Annotated in this window: 20 protein-coding genes; 5 read left to right on the forward strand and 15 right to left on the reverse strand. The window is 68.6% G+C overall.

All coding sequences use genetic code 11. The features are described 5' to 3' along the window. Window positions 1–31: 31 nt before the first annotated feature. The 5 genes from KY572_RS04845 to KY572_RS04865 form a co-directional block, all read right to left on the reverse strand. Window positions 32–601, reverse strand: a complete 570-nt coding sequence (locus tag KY572_RS04845) for a hypothetical protein (RefSeq protein ID WP_224240983.1) — start codon at window positions 599–601, stop codon at window positions 32–34. Next, window positions 598–1704: a hypothetical protein gene (locus KY572_RS04850; protein ID WP_224240984.1), complete on the reverse strand. Its 1107-nt coding sequence runs from the start codon at window positions 1702–1704 to the stop codon at window positions 598–600. The genes KY572_RS04845 and KY572_RS04850 overlap by 4 nt, the downstream gene beginning before the upstream one ends. A 98-nt stretch (window positions 1705–1802) precedes the next feature. Then, a complete protein-coding gene (clpX, locus tag KY572_RS04855) occupies window positions 1803–3083 on the reverse strand; it encodes an ATP-dependent Clp protease ATP-binding subunit ClpX (RefSeq protein ID WP_224240985.1) in 1281 nt (426 codons plus the stop codon). Window positions 3084–3282: 199 nt separating this feature from the next. After that, on the reverse strand, window positions 3283–3915 hold the full coding sequence (locus KY572_RS04860; protein WP_224240986.1) for a hypothetical protein: 633 nt from the start codon (window positions 3913–3915) through the stop codon (window positions 3283–3285). A gap of 50 nt (window positions 3916–3965) precedes the next feature. Continuing rightward, window positions 3966–4880 carry an AgmX/PglI C-terminal domain-containing protein gene (locus KY572_RS04865; protein ID WP_224240987.1) on the reverse strand — a complete coding sequence of 305 codons (915 nt, stop codon included), beginning with the start codon at window positions 4878–4880 and terminating at the stop codon, window positions 3966–3968. 68 nt (window positions 4881–4948) lie between these two features. On the opposite strand from KY572_RS04865, the gene KY572_RS04870 reads away from it, so the two are divergent. After that, window positions 4949–5791 (forward strand): tRNA pseudouridine synthase A, encoded by an 843-nt coding sequence (locus KY572_RS04870; RefSeq protein WP_224241503.1) that lies wholly within the window; start codon window positions 4949–4951, stop codon window positions 5789–5791. Window positions 5792–5797: 6 nt separating this feature from the next. On the opposite strand, the gene KY572_RS04875 is transcribed toward KY572_RS04870, so the two are convergent. The 9 genes from KY572_RS04875 to KY572_RS04915 all read right to left on the reverse strand — a co-directional run bounded on the left by KY572_RS04875 (window position 5798) and on the right by KY572_RS04915 (window position 10737). Next, complete coding sequence (locus KY572_RS04875) at window positions 5798–5962, reverse strand: ribbon-helix-helix domain-containing protein (RefSeq protein ID WP_224240988.1); 165 nt, start codon at window positions 5960–5962, stop codon at window positions 5798–5800. 60 nt (window positions 5963–6022) lie between these two features. Continuing rightward, window positions 6023–6529, reverse strand: a complete 507-nt coding sequence (locus KY572_RS04880) for a hypothetical protein (RefSeq protein WP_224240989.1) — start codon at window positions 6527–6529, stop codon at window positions 6023–6025. Between the two features lie 7 nt (window positions 6530–6536). Continuing rightward, the gene (gene larE, locus KY572_RS04885; protein ID WP_224240990.1) at window positions 6537–7424 is read right to left on the reverse strand and encodes an ATP-dependent sacrificial sulfur transferase LarE; all 888 of its coding nucleotides are present in this window, start codon (window positions 7422–7424) and stop codon (window positions 6537–6539) included. 97 nt (window positions 7425–7521) lie between these two features. Then, the gene (gene cysC, locus KY572_RS04890; protein WP_224240991.1) at window positions 7522–8238 is read right to left on the reverse strand and encodes an adenylyl-sulfate kinase; all 717 of its coding nucleotides are present in this window, start codon (window positions 8236–8238) and stop codon (window positions 7522–7524) included. Window positions 8239–8412: 174 nt separating this feature from the next. Further along, window positions 8413–8850, reverse strand: coding sequence for a Mov34/MPN/PAD-1 family protein (locus KY572_RS04895; protein ID WP_224240992.1), 438 nt, complete (start codon window positions 8848–8850; stop codon window positions 8413–8415). A gap of 28 nt (window positions 8851–8878) precedes the next feature. Continuing rightward, window positions 8879–9499 carry a ThiF family adenylyltransferase gene (locus KY572_RS04900; RefSeq protein WP_224240993.1) on the reverse strand — a complete coding sequence of 207 codons (621 nt, stop codon included), beginning with the start codon at window positions 9497–9499 and terminating at the stop codon, window positions 8879–8881. A gap of 4 nt (window positions 9500–9503) precedes the next feature. Then, window positions 9504–9776, reverse strand: coding sequence for a ubiquitin-like small modifier protein 1 (locus KY572_RS04905; RefSeq protein ID WP_224240994.1), 273 nt, complete (start codon window positions 9774–9776; stop codon window positions 9504–9506). Between the two features lie 2 nt (window positions 9777–9778). Next, a complete protein-coding gene (locus KY572_RS04910) occupies window positions 9779–10018 on the reverse strand; it encodes a sulfurtransferase TusA family protein (RefSeq protein WP_224240995.1) in 240 nt (79 codons plus the stop codon). Then, a complete protein-coding gene (locus KY572_RS04915) occupies window positions 10006–10737 on the reverse strand; it encodes a HesA/MoeB/ThiF family protein (protein ID WP_224240996.1) in 732 nt (243 codons plus the stop codon). Before KY572_RS04915 ends, KY572_RS04910 begins: the two co-directional genes overlap by 13 nt. 132 nt (window positions 10738–10869) lie before the next feature. Between KY572_RS04915 and KY572_RS04920 the strand changes: the two genes are divergently transcribed. The 4 genes from KY572_RS04920 (at window position 10870) to KY572_RS04935 (ending at window position 14489) form a co-directional block, all read left to right on the forward strand. Beyond that, a complete protein-coding gene (locus tag KY572_RS04920; protein ID WP_224240997.1) occupies window positions 10870–11505 on the forward strand; it encodes a hypothetical protein in 636 nt (211 codons plus the stop codon). 90 nt (window positions 11506–11595) lie between these two features. Then, a complete protein-coding gene (locus KY572_RS04925) occupies window positions 11596–12882 on the forward strand; it encodes a sensor histidine kinase (protein ID WP_224240998.1) in 1287 nt (428 codons plus the stop codon). A gap of 14 nt (window positions 12883–12896) precedes the next feature. Next, the gene (locus KY572_RS04930) at window positions 12897–13676 is read left to right on the forward strand and encodes a response regulator (protein ID WP_224240999.1); all 780 of its coding nucleotides are present in this window, start codon (window positions 12897–12899) and stop codon (window positions 13674–13676) included. Window positions 13677–13745: 69 nt separating this feature from the next. After that, window positions 13746–14489: a DUF7873 family protein gene (locus KY572_RS04935; protein ID WP_224241000.1), complete on the forward strand. Its 744-nt coding sequence runs from the start codon at window positions 13746–13748 to the stop codon at window positions 14487–14489. Between the two features lie 413 nt (window positions 14490–14902). On the opposite strand, the gene KY572_RS04940 is transcribed toward KY572_RS04935, so the two are convergent. Further along, the gene (locus KY572_RS04940; RefSeq protein WP_224241001.1) at window positions 14903–16705 is read right to left on the reverse strand and encodes an acetate/propionate family kinase; all 1803 of its coding nucleotides are present in this window, start codon (window positions 16703–16705) and stop codon (window positions 14903–14905) included. Window positions 16706–16718 lie beyond the last annotated feature (13 nt).

Here is a 16718-nt window from a genome sequence, read left to right on the forward strand (position 1 = left end):
CCTTCTCCTTCGACGGCCGCGCCGTGGCGGCTCAACCGTGGGCGGAGTCTACCGCGAGACTCCGGGAACGCGCCGTCAGGCGGCGCAGCGCCACATGGGACAGGCAGAAGCCGCCCAGCATGACCGCCGCGTTGAAGGCCCACGACAGCCAGACTCCGCCCATCACGTGGGCCAGCGGCCCCCACGCCTCGTGAGCGAGGTTCACGTTGAGCGCGGGATCCGTCACCCACCGGCAGAGCACCACCCACGCCGAGAAGCAGAGCCAGGCGGGCAGCACCACGCCGCTCGGCCATCCCCTGCGCCGCACCTCGAGGGCCCCGAAGACCAGCGGCAGCACGTGGACGAGCACCGAGCTCGGCGTCGTGTCGCGGGTGGCCAGCACATCGAGCAGCCAGCCCACGGTGCCGAACCCCACGTGCAGGAGGAACCCCATGGCCACCAGCCGGTGCCACCCCGAGAGCAGCCCGAGCGCCATCACCACCGTGGCCACATGGCACAGCCACAGCATCTCCTGCAGGTGGGCGGCGTCCTTCGTGGCGGCATGCAGCGCGAACGCGCCCAGGAGCGCCACGCCCAGCAGGCGCGAGGGGAGCTCCTTCATGGCGAGGGTTCCGCCAGGCCCAGCTCCCGACGCAGCACCGGATCGCGCCGGGGGTGCCAGATCTTCTGATCCAGGTAGTAGTGGTGCAGCGCCCCGCCCCAGTAGAGGGCCAGGAAGAACCGCCCCGCGTCCGAGTCATAGGGGAACAGCGCGAGCCCCGGCGAGGCCCCCCGGCAGGCGTTGACGACGAGGTACAGCAGCGACACCGCCACCAGACAGCCGTACGCCAGCACGGGCGCCCGTCCCAGGCGAGCGGCGAGCGTAGCCTCTCCCCCCGCCGCGTACCTGCGCCGGTTGGTGGCGAAGACGATGCCCAGGTACTGCACGCCGTGCAGCGTGCCGCCGACGATTACCACCGCGAAGGAGAGCTGCTCACCGTTGGTGGGGTTCGGCACGAGGGGCTCGAAGGCACCCACGAGGAAGTAGCTGAAGGCCGAGGTGCCCACCGCCACGAGCAGCGCATAGAGCCCCGGGCGCAGCGCCTCGCTCCGTCGCCAGCGCCGCGCGAGCAGGCCCGCGTAGCCCAGGATGACGGCGGCGGAGGTGGCCGCGAGCGCTCGCACCGCCCACTGCTCCTGGACGGACGGCTCGGGAGGCAACCCGAGCAGCGTGCGGTTCCCCGGGAAGACGAGCAGGTAGACGACGAACAGCAGCCACATCGTCCCGTGCAGGAAGGCCGAGTCCTGTGCACGCGCCCGAGGGCTGGCTCCGCCGAGGCGCTGGTAGATGGACATGATACCGAAGTGCTGGCGCACCGCATGGTGCACGGCCCAGAGGGCGGCAAACCCCAGGAACGCCTCGAACGGCGCCGGCGAGCCCAGCACCCGGCCCACCCCGAGCGCGATGAACCCCGGCAGCAGGAAGACGAGGCTGCCGAGCAGCAGCGGCGCTCGGGTGCGCCGCTCCTGGGGATCCAGGTAGGTCCTCACCCACGTGGCGGCGAAGTGTGGCCCATCCACCAGGCCCAGCCACACCCACCACAGCGGGACGACGAGCACCGGGGCCACGAGCACGAGCATCCCCGCCAGCACCGCGAGCAGCGCGGCGCCGAAGAAGAAGGCGCCGTCATAGCGGGCGCTCGCGATCCACCCCTGTCCGGTCATGGCCAGAGAAGGAGTATAGCCCCGCCCCCGGAACACGAACGCCGCTCGATCCGAGGGGACCGAGCGGCGCCGGGTGCTTCCTTCGCGGAGAGAGCGGCCTAGGCCGTCTTCTTCTCCATCTTCTCCAGGGTGATCTGCGGAGGCTCGTGCTTGGTGATCACCTGCTCGGTGATCTTGCACTCCTTCACACCCTCGCGGAACGGGACGTCGTACATGATGTCCAGCATCGCGTCCTCGAGGATGGCCCGGAGGCCACGAGCGCCCGAGTTGCGGCGCATCGCCTCGCGAGCGATGGCCCGCAGGGACTCCTTGGTGAAGGTCAGCTTCACCTTCTCGATCTCGAAGAGCTTCTGGTACTGCTTGATCAGCGCGTTCTTCGGCTGAGTGAGGATCGTGACGAGATCGTCCTCCTTCAGATCGTTCAGCGTGGCCACCACCGGCAGACGGCCGATGAACTCGGGGATCATCCCGAACTTCATCAGGTCCTCCGGCTCGGCCAGGGCGAGCAGCTCACCCACGCTGCGCTCCTCGCGGTGCGTGATCCGAGCCCCGAAGCCCAGGCCCTTCTCGCCCACGCGACGCTTGATGATGCCGTCGATGCCGTGGAACGCGCCGCCACAGATGAACAGGATGTTCGTCGTGTCGACCTGGACGTACTCCTGCTGGTTGTACTTCTTGCCACCGCGCGGAGTGACGTTGGCCCGGGTGCCCTCGATGATCTTGAGGAGCGCCTGCTGCACGCCCTCGCCGCCCACGTCGCGGGTGGCGCTCGGCGTGTCACCCTTGCGCGCGATCTTGTCGATCTCGTCGATATAGACGATGCCGCGCGAGGCCTTCTCCACGTCGTAGTCGGCGTTGTGGAGCAGGTTCTGGATGATGTTCTCCACGTCCTCACCCACGTAGCCGGCCTCGGTGAGGCTGGTGGCATCCGCGATGGTGAACGGGACGTTGAGGAAGCGCGCCAGCGACTGCGCCAGCAGCGTCTTGCCGCTGCCCGTGGGGCCGATGAGCAGGATGTTGCTCTTGCTCAGTTCCACATCCTCCGTGCCCTGGGCCTTCACCCCGGGACGAGGCCGCGCCGTCGCCTTCTTCTGGTAGATGCGCTTGTAGTGGTTGTACACGGCCACGGCGAGGACCTTCTTCGCCATGTCCTGGCCGATCACGTAGTCGTCGAGGAACGCCTTGATCTCCGTCGGCGTCGGCAAGCTGACCTGCGGCTTGCCCTCCTCGCGCTCGTTCTCGTCCGCGATGATGTCGTTACACAGCTTGATGCACTCGTCGCAGATGTAGACGGTAGGGCCCGCGATCAGCTTGCGGACCTCCCTCTGCGACTTGCCGCAGAACGAACATGACAGGTTGACGTGGTGCTCCTTCTTCACTGCTCGCCTCCGAGTTCGCCGGACCCCGGTCACCCGGAGCCTACATCACCGCCACACACCCGCTCGACAGGCTGCCCACGTCTCGAACAGCCGTCCGCGACAAAATATAGGCCCCCGGCCGACGCGCAGGAAGTCCAACGACGACATCCTTGTGCCGGACCCACATCCCCGAGGTGGGTCAGCGTTCGATAACAGTCGCTCAGGCGTTCGTCACGCTCGAGGCGAGCTCCTCGACCTCCTCCGCCAGGGCGGAGGCCCGCTCGGCGATGGCGGAGGGCACCCGTCGGCAGCCTGAGAGCTCGCTGGCAAGCTTCCGGGCGGCCTGGGCCAGCCGGCGCAGCTGCAGGTTCTCCGGGGGCGGCTCCGGGGCCGGCCGGGGGAAGCGCTCGGTGAACTCCTTCTTCAGCTCGGTGGGGGGCTTCTCCGGGTTCCAGATGCTGTCTCGCAGTGAACGGTACTCGGACGGGGACAGCTGCCCCCGGTCGGCCGCGTCCGCCAGGACCTCCACCACCTCGAAGGCGGGGGCCCGCTGGGGGAACTCCTCGTCCTTGAGGACTTCGGGGGCCTCGTGCTTGGCCAGGAAGCTGAACGAGCGCGTGAGCTTGAGCGCCGTCTGCTTGCGGATGTGGAGCTCCTTCAGACAGTAGGCCTCGAAGGACTCGTAGCCCCACTCCTCGTACTTGGCCTCGTCTCGCACCTGGACGAGCAGCTTGCCCAGCTCGGCCCAGGTGGACTTGAAGCGCTTGGCGGAGAGGAGGACGGTGTGCCGGAAGGTGCCGGCGGGAATGGACTTCGCCTTGTTCTGGAGGTCGGCTTCGACAGCGGTGGCCATGGCGGCGCTGTATCGCTCAGCCGCCTGGCCCGGGCAACAAATCCTGGGGGCTAGCTCCTCTTACCCACAGTGAAGGCCAGGCCCACCGACGCACGCTCGCCCGCGTACGGCTTGAAGGGCCACTTCTGAAGCTCGGTCAGCAGACACTCGTACAGCGGGCCCTTCTTGAACTGCGGGTTGTCCACGTAGAGCTTGGTCACCTTGCCGTCGTTGCCGATGACGAACTCGATGGGGACCTTGGCGTACATGCCCGGCTGGCGCTCCGCCTCCTCCTTGAGGCAGCGGAAGAGCGTCTTCTGGTTGTTCTTCACCACCTTGTTGATGGCGCCCTGGTCGAACTCGGTGGCCATCTGCAGGCCGTCCGGCTCGGAGGAGACGCTGCCCGAGGGCTTCTTCTCCGTCTTGGCCGACGCCACCGCCGAGGCCGGCGTGGTGGGCGTCTTCGGCTTCGGCTCGGTGGAGGGAGGAGCCTTGTCCGGCGCCTTCGGCGTGGTGGTCGGGTAGGCGATCAGGTCCTCATCGTCTCGGCGCGCCTGGGCCAGGGCGATGGTGGGCAATTCCACGGAGATGCCCTCGTACTCGTCCTCCTCGGCGCCGGGCCCGTGCACCGCCGCCCAGCGGGCCACCTGCCACGCGGTGATGCCGAGCGCCACCGTGACGGCCGCGGCGATGGCTCCGAAGATCAGCCGCTTGCGGTTGGTGCGCTCCCGCTCGGCGCGCACCTCCGCGTCCACCCGGGCCTTCGTCTGCGCCCGCGCCACGTGGACCTGGAAGCCCTCCACGTCGCCAATGCGCACGAAGTCCCTCTCGCCCGGCGGGGCGATGAGGGTGTCCGCGGTCATCTCGCCCGTGTAGAGCTTCTCCACGAGCTGATGCCCACTCAAAGGTCCGAGGACGAGATCGCCCTGACGGAACAACCACTGCTGCTCGCCCAACTCCGAATCGAGCTCTTGTCCGGCCACCATGCAGGGCGAAGTATCCTTGGCCCTCATCCACATCGCAACGCCCACCCCACCCCGAGCCCCCCTCCTTGATGCGAATTCCCGTCGCCCTGTGGATCTGGTACCACGGCGGACCCTTCCGAGGGTTCCAGCGCCAGGCTCTCGGGCCGACCGTCCAGGAGAGCCTGGAGGCCGCCCTCCAGACGGCGGGCGTGCCCTCGACGGGGGTGATGCCGTGCGGGCGGACGGACCGGGGCGTCCACGCTCGGATGCAGGTGGTGAGCTTCCGGATCGATCCCAGGGACACCCCCGAGGCACTCGCGACCCGCCTGCCTGCCCTGCTCCCGCCAGGTATCGGCATGTGCGTGGCGCGGAGGCCCCACCCGTCCTTCCATGCGCAGTGGAGCGCGGAGGGCAAGACGTACCGGTACCGGGTGCAGCTGGGAGGCACGGTGGCGCCGGAGTGGCGACCGTACGTGATGGAGGCGCGAGCGGAGCCCCGCCTCGCGCCGCACGACATCGCCCCCGGAAGGCTGGAGGAGCTCTTGCGGATGGCGGTGGGCCAGCGGGACTTCGTGGCGTTCCACGAGAACTCCAGCCCGCGCAAGCTACGCACGCTGGAGTCCGTCGCCGTGAAGGAGCTGGGCGGGGGGTTGTTCGAAGTCATCCTCCGAGGCGACGCCTTCGCGCGCTACCAGGTGCGCTACCTGGTGGGCTCGGCGCTGCTCACCGCCGCGGGGGGACTTCCGGAGGAGCGCTGGCAGGCCGCGCTCGAGACGGGAGAGCGGATCACCGGGCTCAAGGCCGAAGCGGCGGGGCTGGTGCTCTGGGAGGTACGCTACCCGGCGAAGCTCGATCCGTTCACCCCCGCCGAGCGGGCCGCTCCCCCCGGACTCCCGGAGGGGCCACCCTTTCTCGGCGCGCCGGAGGGGTGAGGCCCGTCAATCGACGAGCCGATCCTCGTACTTCACCAGCAGGTCCGAGATCGCCTCGCGCAGGTACTCGCTCTGCCGGATGCGCGTGCTGCGCGACAGCTCCTTGAGCGCGTCGAGCTTCTCGCGGGAGAGACGGAAGACCACTGAGGTGAGGCGGGGAGAAGTGTCCAAGTGCGAAACCTCCTACAGTTGCGCACACCATCTCACAGCACTTCGTGATCGCAAGAAAAGTCACCGTGATCCGATCGGGAAGCTCCACTGGAGGCCGATCGATGCCTCGGTGTCCACGCGCATTCCTGATCCGAACCCGAGCGACAGTCCGAGCCCCCCATATAAGGAGGTGCGATCCGTGAGCGTGCGGCGCAGGCCGAACCCTAAGCGAGGCCCCGCCCACGTCCCAGAAAACAGCCGGACGGCGGCGCCCAGATCAAAGAAGCTCTGCCACTCGTCCAGGCCGAAGAAGCTGCGGAAGCCGCTGATCAGCACCCCTCCCCTGCCCGCCTCGCCCAGTCCGCCGCGAGCGAGGAGGAAGAGCTCGTCGCGATCGTCGCCCACGGTGAGGCTGCCGCCCACGTCGAGGAGCACGCCCGGGCCCGTCTCGGCGCGATCACCGCGGATGGCGTTGGTGTAGCCGAAGCCGGGGCCCACCAGCAGGCTCACCGCGCGGCGCTGCTCGTAGTCCTGGGCGCTGGCGAGCGCGGGGGCGGTGAGCAGCAGGATCAACAGCGAGGGCCGCACCGGGGGTTCAGCTCACCACGGGCAGCGCGAAGCCCTGCGTCTGCGCCTGCGGCTTCACGCCCGCCGCCTCGTTCATGCGGCCGGAGCGGAACGGCTCGAGGTCCAGCGCCACGAACTTGAAGCCAATAGCCTTCAGCGCGGTGTTGATGCGCTCGCGCACGTCCGGGGCCAGGAAGCGCTCATACTCCTCGGCGGCCAGCTCGATGCGCGCCACCTCCTGGTGGTAGCGCACGCGGAACTGGCGGAAGCCCAGCCGCCGCAGCTCGGACTCGGCGCTGGCGATCTGGAACAGCCGCTCTCGCGTCACGGACGTGCCGTACGGGATGCGCGAGGCCAGGCACGCCATCTGCGGCTTGTCCCAGGTGGGCAGGCCCAGGTGGTGGCTCCAGGCGCGGATCTCGTCCTTGGTGAGCCCCGCCTGCGCCAGCGGCGACTGCACCTGGTGCTCCTTGGCGGCCTTGTGCCCGGGCCGGTGATCCTTGAAGTCGTCCGCGTTGAAGCCGTCCAGCACCACCGCGTAGCCCAGCTCCTTGCGGCGGGCCTCGCACAGATCGTACAGCTCCGTCTTGCAGAAGTAGCAGCGGTTGGTGGGGTTGGCGGCGTACTGGGGGTTGGCCAGCTCGTTGCTGGACACCACCTCGTGGCGAGCCCCCAGGCGGGCGGCCAGCTCGCGGGCCTCCTGCTCCTCCTCGGGCGCCACCGAGGCCGAGAGCGCCGTGATGGCCAGCGCTCGCTCGCCCAGCTCCTCCACGGCGATCTTCAGCACGAAGGTGGAGTCCACCCCGCCGGAGAAGGCCACCAGGGCCGTGCCATGGGCGCGAATGGCGGCGCGCATCGCCTCCAGCTTGGGGAGCGAGGCGTCACACAGGGCCTGGATCTTCTCGGGGCTCAACATGGCGCTGTCCTAAAGGAAAGGGCCCCCGATTGCACGCGCAACCCGGGGGCCCTGAGTGCTGATGGACGCTCCCTCGTTCGACGAGGGGCGGCGGTGACTACTTGCCGCGCTTGGCGCCCTTCTTCGGAGCCGCCGCGGGCTTGGCCACGCGAGCCGCGCGCGTCGCGGGGCGGGCCTTGGCGCCCTTGCCCGGCTTCTCCGGCTTGGCCTCGGGCTGCCGCGCCTTCTTCGGCAGCGGGTTGGCCTTCATCTTCTTGCCGGTGATGATCTTCAGCTCATCCGGCGTCACCAGGCCCAGGTCCAGCAGGGACTGGAAGATCTTCATCGCGCCGTCCTCGACACTCTCGGTGTCGGAGTGGATCGTCACCTCGGGCGAGGTGGGCGGCTCGTACGGCTCGGTGATGCCGATGAAGTTGGGGATCTCGCCGCTCAGGGCCTTCTTGTACTTGCCCGTCGTGTCGCGCTCGATCAGCTTCTCGGTGGGGCAGTCGACGTAGACCTCCACGTACTTGCCGATGACGCGGCGGTTCTCCTCGCGCACCGTCTTGTAGGGGCTCACGCACGGCACGATCACCGCGACGTTGTTGCGCGTGAGCAGCTGGGCCACATAGCCCAGACGCCGCACGATGGTGGAGCGCTCCTCCTTGCTGTCGCCCAGCCCCTGCCAGAGCTCGTCGCCAATCTCACCTTCGTCGAGGATCTCCACATTGCGGCCGACCTGGCGCAGGCGTGCGGCGATGTAGGAGGCGTAGGTGCTCTTGCCGGTACCGTGCATGCCGGTCAGCCAGAGCGTGAATCCAGTCGTGCTGGGCATAAGGACGCTTACTCCCTGCGCTCGAAGCGGTTGGACGCTCCGTGTGTGCGCGGCAGATCAAAAGACGGGCGCGTTATAGACGAAAACCCCAGCGCTTGACAATTGACACACACCTTTCCGCAGGTGGGGGAACCAACCGGCCAAGTGCCTGCTCTGACTGGGTTTTTGTCTGCCTTACGCCTGGAGCGGAACCGGACGGTCGAGAAATCCTCCCTCGAGCCATCGGAAGAGCCGTGCCTCGGCGGCTCGGCCGGCAACAATGGCAACCACAAGGTAGGATATGCCCGGAAGAACAGGCAGGCCTTCAGGCGCTGCCTGGGCCCGGTCCTCGGCGGAGAAGTCCGCGATTCCATTCACGTGAGAGTGGAACACACACGCGATCTGCTCCCCGCGAGCATCCGCCTCCTTATGGAGCGCCAGCCATTCCTGAGGCTCGAAGAGGTAGGCGGTGCGTGAGGTGCGAGGAAAACGCGCAGGATCGGCCGCGTGGTATCGATCATATGCGTTGAGCAGGCTTCGCACGCGCCAGGGCCCGTTGGCGCCGGCTCGCAGGATCACGCCGCAGCCTTCCTGCGGGTAGGAGGCCTCCAGGTGTCGGATGATTTCCGACAAGTCTGAAGGCAAATCCCACCCCATTTCCCTACCTTGCCCCACGGCACTTCGCGCACAGATGGAGGTCCATCTCGAGCACCTGTCCGGGCGCCACCAGCCAGCGGCCTCCCAGCTCCGGGCCCATTCCGAGCCGGAGCCGCTGGAAGACGAGAGCCCCAAGCGCGCCGAGCGCCACGCCCAGCACCCCCATGGGCGGCGTCCCCAGGTTCCGAACGGTCTCTCCGAAGCACCACACACAGCCCTGGGGGCCGCGGAACACCACCGCGCCGCGCGTTCCATCGCCTCCGAGCGCCACCCAGGGAGCCTCACCGTTCCAGGCCGAGGGCAGCTCGGCGAGCCGACCTCCCTCACGCGGGGTGGCCGCGTCCGCGTTCACGTCCGGGAGCACGCGGGCGAGGACCTCGGAGACAGGCCGTCCGATGTCCTCTGGAGTGACCAGGAAGCCAGCGGAGGCGGGGCATACCGCCTCGTCCGAGGCCACCACGGGTGTTCCTCCGGCGGCGAGGTAGGCGGCGGCGGTGAGCGCGGCGGGCCCGTCGCCCTCGATCTTCGCCCCACCCTCCAGCAAGGCCTCCTGCCCTCGCCCACCGACGTCCTTCAGCAGGATCTGCCGCGAGTAGCGAAGGATCTGCTCTTCACGCAGGGCCACGGGGCTAGCCTCCGGCCATGGCGGGGATGAGGGTGAGGCGATCCGAGTCCTTCACCGGCGTGTCGAGCTCCTGCAGGAAGCGGATGTCCTCGTCGTTGAGGAAGACGTTCACGTAGCGGCGCACGGCGCCCTTGTCATCGAGCAGCTTCGGGCCGAGGCCGGGGAAGAGCTTCTCCAGTTCGCGCAGCACCTCGCCCACGGTGGCGCCGCGAGCGGTCACCTGGTCCTGGTTGCGGGTAAAGCTCCGCAGGGTGGTGGGGATACGGACGTGGGCCATGGTCACCTTCCATGCTTTCGGAGCAGCAGGCGGTGGGAGCCGTCCGGCCGCGCCTCCAGGGTCAACACCTCGTGCCCCTCCTCGCGAGCGCTGCGAGGGACGTTCTTGAGCGGCTCGTCGCCCTTGAGGAACACCTCGAGCACCGCGCCATCCCCGAGAGACTCCAGCTTGAGCTTGGTGCGCACGTAGGTCATCGGGCAGACCTCGCGGGTGATGTCGAGGGTCGCCGTCACGTCGTGCATCGCGCGGCCTCCTCGGGAGAGACGAGCCTGGGGACCCTGCCCGGGGCGCAGCTGGCGCAATCGGGAGACCGAGGCACGCGCACCTTCCGCCCCGAGAGCGTCGCGCCATCGATGACATGGAGCACGGCCTCGCCGCGAGGTGGCCCGAGCAGGCCCGAGAGCCGCTCCAGCGCGAGCATGGCCTGGAGCGCCCCCACGAAGCCCGCCACGGGGCCGAGCACTCCCGCCTGGGCGCAGGTGGGCACTGCGTCCGGCGGGGGCGGAGCCTCATAGAGACAGCGCAGGCACGGGCCCTCGGGATCGATGCGCAGGGCCTGGCCCTGCATGCGCAGCACGCCGCCGTAGATGAGGGGGACCGCAGTCACCACGGCCACGTCGGACAGGAAGAACTTGGTGGCCGTGCCATCCGTGGCGTCGATGACGACGTCATGCGCTCGGAACAGGGCCTCGGCGTTGTCGACGTCCACGCGCTCGGTGATGGCCTCGGTGCTCAGGTCGGGGAAGGCGCGAGACAGGCCCGCCACGGCGGACTCGGCCTTGGGCCGGCCCACGTCCGAGGTGCGGTGCCAGAGCTGCCGGTGGAGGTTGGTGATGTCCACCCGGTCCGGGTCGGCCAGGGTGAGGTGGCCCACTCCGGCGTGCGCCAGGGCCAGGGACGCCGGACAGCCGAGCCCTCCCGCGCCCACCACCAGCACTCGCGCCTCGGAAAGGCGGCTCACGTGACATTCCTCCTCTTCAGACGCTTCCCCGAGCGGGCCGAACGAATATCCTCCGGCGCCGTGTCGTCCCACCCTCGGTAGCACAGTTCCTCGCCGTACCGTGCAGCCCTCGGGGCTCACCTGCCAGGACATATGAAAAAGCTGACCGGCGCGCTCGTCCTTTCGTTGTCCCTCCAGCTTCTGTCGGGCTGCCGCAGTGCCGGCGAGACCCGTGACGCGGAGGATGCTTCCACCCCCTCCAGCGTGCAGCCGACCCCCTCCTCCGACGACGCCAGGGAGGACGCCCAGAAGGTCCTCCCCTCCAAGGATGACGCGGGGACCACCACGGGAGCAGGCCAGCCCTCGGCGGGCGTGGACCTCGGCGGGATGAAGGCGGACTCCGGCACCGGCTCGGGGATGGGCCTGGTGGCGGGCGGCTCGGGCGCGAGCTCGGACCCGGGCACCCAGGCGGGGAAGACCTCTGCGGAGGGCTCCACCTCGGCGACGCTCTCGGAGGCGGAGCGGCAGGCGCAGGAGAGCTGCCTGGACAAGTGGCTCAAGAGCAAGAAGCTCGACCGGTACGGCAGCGAGGAGGGCACCATGTACATGGGAGGCACGCCCCTCTTCGACGAGCGCACTGGCGAGTCCCGCGACCGCCTGGACTTCGTCTACGCGCGTCACCCCGAGGCGAAGAAGGCCTGCGCCACCCCGAGCAAGAAGCCCGTCGCGCCGTCGGGTCCGGACACCTCGCCGGCCCCCAAGGAGACGACTCCCCAGAAGAAGAAGTAGGCGGGACCGGAGGTGCTCCCTCGGGCTCCGAGGGGGCATGCAGCGGCTCGGGATTCACGGAAACCCGGTTGCTCCCTTAAGCTGCCGGCCGTGACTGAGACCGACCTCGCCCACGACGGGGAGAAACCGGCGAACGACCTGCGCGAACGGGTGCGCGCGGTGCTGCAGCGCCGCAAGCTCACGGACAGTGTGTCCGCGGAGCAGGCCGCCGCATCCTGGGAGCAGGATCGCTTCGTGGCCCGGGCACGCGCGCTCTTCTACGCGCGCATGATGTTCCTCACGCTGGGCCTGCTGATCCTCGCGGTGCCCACCTGGTCGGGGTACTTCGGGCTGAACGGGCCGGTGGCCTTCGCCGGGTACTTCGCGATGCTGCTCTACAGCGTCGCCAACTTCCTGGTCATCGATCACCCGAAGGCCGGGCGCTGGGTGACGTACCTGACGCTCTGCCTGGACCTGATCACCGCCGTGGTGCTGATCGTGAAGCCGCAGGTGGGCGGAGGCCTCCAGAGCCCGCTGCTGGCCACGCAGCTGCTGTTCACCACGCTGTTCGCCATCCTCTACCCCAAGCCGCTGGCCATCCTTCCGCCGCTGCTGGCGCTGCCGGTGACGACGCGGCTGGACCTGCTGCTCAACCGCTCGGTGACGGCGATCGAGCTGCTGACGCTGCTGTGGTACTCGGCGCTCAACTTCATCATCGTCTACGTGCTGGTGTACCTGAACGAGCGAGAGGCCGCCGCCCACCGCGAGGTGGTGGAGCTGCAGGGCGATCTCAAGGAGCTGGCCATCGTGGAGGAGCGCAACCGGATGGCGCGCGAGATCCATGACGGCCTGGGCGCCTCGCTCTCGTCGATGATCATCCAGTCGGAGTACATCCTGGGGCTGGCGAAGGACGGGCCGCTGCGAGACGAGATCGGCGAGCTGAAGGCGACGGCCGAGGAGTCCATCGACGAGCTGCGGCGCAACCTGCGGATGATGCGCGAGGACTTCGAGCTGACGCAGGGCCTGGAGGACTACGTCAAGACGTTCCGGGACCGGACGCAGCTCGACATCCGCTTCGAGCGCTCGGGCGTTCCGCGCAAGCTGTCGCCGGACGCGCAGCTGGCCCTCTTCCGGATCCTCCAGGAGGGCCTGTCCAACGCCGCCAGGCACGCGCAGGCGCGGCAGGTGAACGTGAAGCTCGACTTTGGAGAGAACCGGGTGCACCTGACGGTGCGCGACGACGGCAAGGGCTTCGATCCCAAGAAGACGCCGCGCGGGCACTACGGACTGTTGAACATGCGTGAGCGAGCCTTGAAGCTGGGAGGCGAGATCATCGTGGACTCGACGCCCGGCGCCGGAGCGCTGGTGTCCTTCTCCCTCCCCTGCAACCCCTCGTGACGACCGGAGCCCCCGTGGAAGCCCAGCAGACGACGCCCACCGCCCCCATCCGCGTCTTCGTGGTCGAGGACCAGACCAAGATCCTGAAGAACCAGCTGCGCCTGTTCGAGGGTCACCAGGAGATCGAGATCATCGGCACCGCGCTGTCGGGCGAGGCCGCGCTCGAGGAAGTGCCCAAGGTGATGCCGGACGTGCTGCTGCTGGACCTGGGGCTGCCGCGCATGAGCGGCATCGACGTGACGCGAGCGGTGAAGGCCAGCTACCCGAAGGTGGAGATCCTCATCTTCACGATCTTCGACGAGGAGGACAAGGTCCTCGAGGCGGTGAAGGCGGGCGCCTCCGGCTACCTGCTCAAGGGCGCGCCGGTGGACAAGATCATCGAGGCCATCAAGGAAGTGCGCGCCGGCGGCACGGTGATCCAGCCGAACCTCGCGCGCCGGCTGCTGCGTCACTTCCGCGTGGATCCGGACAGCGCGCCCCTGCCCACCCAGCCCGCGCCCGCCACGCCCGAGGCCGCGCCGCTCCCCGAAGCGGAGGCCACGCCCGCGGCCGCGCCGGAGGCCTCCACCAGCTCCTCGTCGGACGAGCCGCCGATCAAGCCCCTGTCCGATCGCGAGCGGGAGATCCTTCAGCTCATCGCCAAGGGCGTCTCCAACAGCGAGGCCGCGAAGCTGCTCAACCTGAGCAAGGCCACCATCCGCACGCACCTGGAGCACATCTACCGCAAGCTCGAGGTGACCAACCGCGTGGAGGCCGTCACCGAGGGCATCCGCAAGGGCCTCATCTCCGTGTAGATCCGTCAGACGGACGCCACCGCTTGCGTCGCCGTCTCCAGACAATCTCAAAGAGTGGAAAAAACCGTCATGGCCAAGCTGAACCAGATCATCGCCGTCGAGAAGGGCATCAAGAGCCGCTCGCACCAGGAGCTGAGCGACGCTCACCACGCGCTGCAGAAGCCCGCACTTCTGGCGGGTATCGCGCGCACCTATCAACCCAAGGACGAAGAGGGTGAGAAGTTCCCCCCCGAGTCCACCCGCGTCCAGGTCCGCGCGGAGGAGCTGCTCAAGAAGACGCAGGAGATCCTCACCCGCCTCTTCGATGTCACCGCGACCAAGGACCTCACCAACTGCCGGGCCAAGGCGGACGTCGTCGTCGATGGGCGAGTCCTCCTGAAGAACGTGCCCGCGACGTACCTGCTCTTCCTCGAGAAGCAGCTGGTGGATCTGCACACCTTCGTGAAGAAGCTGCCGGAGCTGGACCCCAGCGAGATGTGGGTCCCGGACGCCGCCCAGGGACTCTGGGCCACCGAGCCGGTGCAGACCGCGAAGACGAAGAAGGTTCCCCGCAACCACATCAAGGCCGAGGCCACGGAGAAGCACCCCGCCCAGGTGGACGTGTACTACGAGGACATCGTGGTGGGGTACTGGAAGACCGTGAAGTTCTCGGGCGCCCTGCCGGCCGCGCGCATCCAGGACATGCTCGAGCGGGTGGAGAAGCTGCAGCAGGCCGTGAAGTTCGCCCGCGAGGAGGCCAACAACACCGAGGTCGAAGAGATGAAGGCCGGAGATGTCGTGTTCGGCTACGTTTTCGGTGAGCGTCACCGCTGACCGAAAGGTTTGGAGTGCAAGCTCAATCTGAAACTCAAACTGATGCGGAGCGGTCCCTTCTTCACTGAAGAGTGCAGGTTCGAGCCCTGCCCCCGCCACTCACCTCACGGCGGGGTAGCCCAACCAGGTAGAGGCAGGTGAAGAAGCCCGTGAGGCACCCCACGTTCAGACTCTCACTCCAGACTCAGTATCCGCTGTCGCAGGCCTGATCGACTGTCCGCAGCCCCCACCCTCGAGATGCCGGTGCAATTCCGGCCCGCCTCTTCCGAAGCACCCTCATGAGGCGGTAGCTCAATCGCAGAGCGCGAGGACTCAAACTCAGCAGCGGACTTAAACGTGCAGGCCTCACCCAATGGCAGCACCCCGAGCCCGGCCAGGAGGATACCCTGGTCGGGCTCACTTTTTTCCGAGCGCTACTGGACGCCGTCGAAGGTGGCCACGCTGTCGTTGGTGAGCCCCGAGGCGTTCGCCTCGTCGGTGTCCACGTGCATGTCCAGGGCGTACTGCTCGTTGACCCGGACGATCACGTCTCCGAAGACGGTCTCGCGCTCGCCCTCGACGCGGATGCGGATGACGCTCTTGTCCCCCACGCCGAAGCGGCGCGCGTCGTCCGGGTGCATGTGCACGTGGCGATGCGCCAGGATGACGCCATGGTCGATGGCCACCGTGCCCTTCGGGCCGCGCAGCGTCAGGCCGGGCGTGCCCTCGAGCTTGCCGGACTCACGCAGCGGCGGGTTCACTCCCAGGGTGATCGCGTCCGTGCGGGCCACCTCGACCTGGGTCTCCTTGCGCAGCGGGTTGATGATCGCCACGCGCTCGATCTCTCCCTTGGGCCCGACCAGGTCCACCGTCTCGCGGCACACGTACTGGCCGGGCTGTGACACCGGGCGGCGCTCGGTGAGCTCATAGCCCTCGCCGAAGAGCGCGGCGCAGTGCTCCTTGGACAGGTGCACGTGGCGCACGCTGACGCCTACCGGGATGGCATGGCCGGTGACGCGCTGCCGCGCCGCCGTGGGCCCCGCCGTCACCCGCACGACCTCGCGGGCGATCATCCGCTCCTCGTCCGTGGCGACGACCAGCACCCGGGTCGGCGCGCGCGGAGAGGCGATGTCCACCACGCCGCCCGAGCCGCGCGCGTCGCAGTGCTGGTTCTTGTCGGCATCCACCACCACCCCCATGTAGACGAGGGCGTCACACACCGCCGAGCGCACCTTGACGCTGTTCTCGCCGATGCCGCCGGTGAAGACGATGGCGTCCGCTCCGCCCAGCACCGCCGCGTACGCGCCGATGTACTTGCGGATGCGGTGGACGAACACCTCGATGGCCAGGCGGGCGCGGGCGTTGCCTCCCGCGGCGGCCTGCTCCACGTCACGGAAGTCCGAGGAGACGCCAGAGATGCCGAGCAGGCCCGACTTCCGGTTCAGCGCCTCGTCGATGGCGTCCGGAGACAGCCCCTGCCGCCCGAGCACGATGGAGAGCGCCGGGTCCACATCGCCCGAGCGCGTGCCCATCACCAGCCCCTCGAGCGGCGTCATGCCCATCGAGGTGTCCACCGAGCGGCCGCCGTCGATGGCGCTCACCGACGCGCCGCCGCCCAGGTGGCAGGTGATGAGCTTCAGCCGGGAGAGGTCCGTCTTGAGGAACTCGGAGGCGCTGGCCGCCATGAACTGGTGGCTCGGGCCGTGGAAGCCGTACCGGCGCACGCCGCGCTCGAGGTACAGCTCATACGGCACCGCGTAGAGGTAGGAGTGCGGCGGCAGCTCGCCGTGGAAGGCCGTGTCGAAGACCGCGACGTGGACGGCGTTCGGGAGCGCGGCCTGCGCCGCCTCGATGCCCGCCAGGTTGGCCGGGTTGTGGATGGGCGCGAACTGCGCGCACGTCGAGATGATCTCCTTCACCTCGGGGGTGATGACGCACGGGCGCACGAGCTTCTCGCCGCCGTGCACCACCCGGTGGCCCACCGCGCGCAGCTCGGAGAGATCCTTGAGCGCGCCGCCCGGGCTCGTCAGCCGGGCGAGCACCGCGTCGAGCCCCGCGCGCATCGTGGGCGCGGGGATCTCCGCCTCCGATCGGGTCGGGCCGACCCGCCACCTGTGGAGCGCATGAGGCGAGCCGACCCGCTCGACGACGCCACCAGCGAGGATCTCCTCGGTGTCCATCTCATACAGCTGGTACTTGATAGAGGTGCTGCCGACGTTGATGACGAGGACTTTCATGGCCCGCCCATAG

The organism is Hyalangium gracile (genome assembly GCF_020103725.1).
GTDB lineage: Bacteria > Myxococcota > Myxococcia > Myxococcales > Myxococcaceae > Hyalangium > Hyalangium gracile.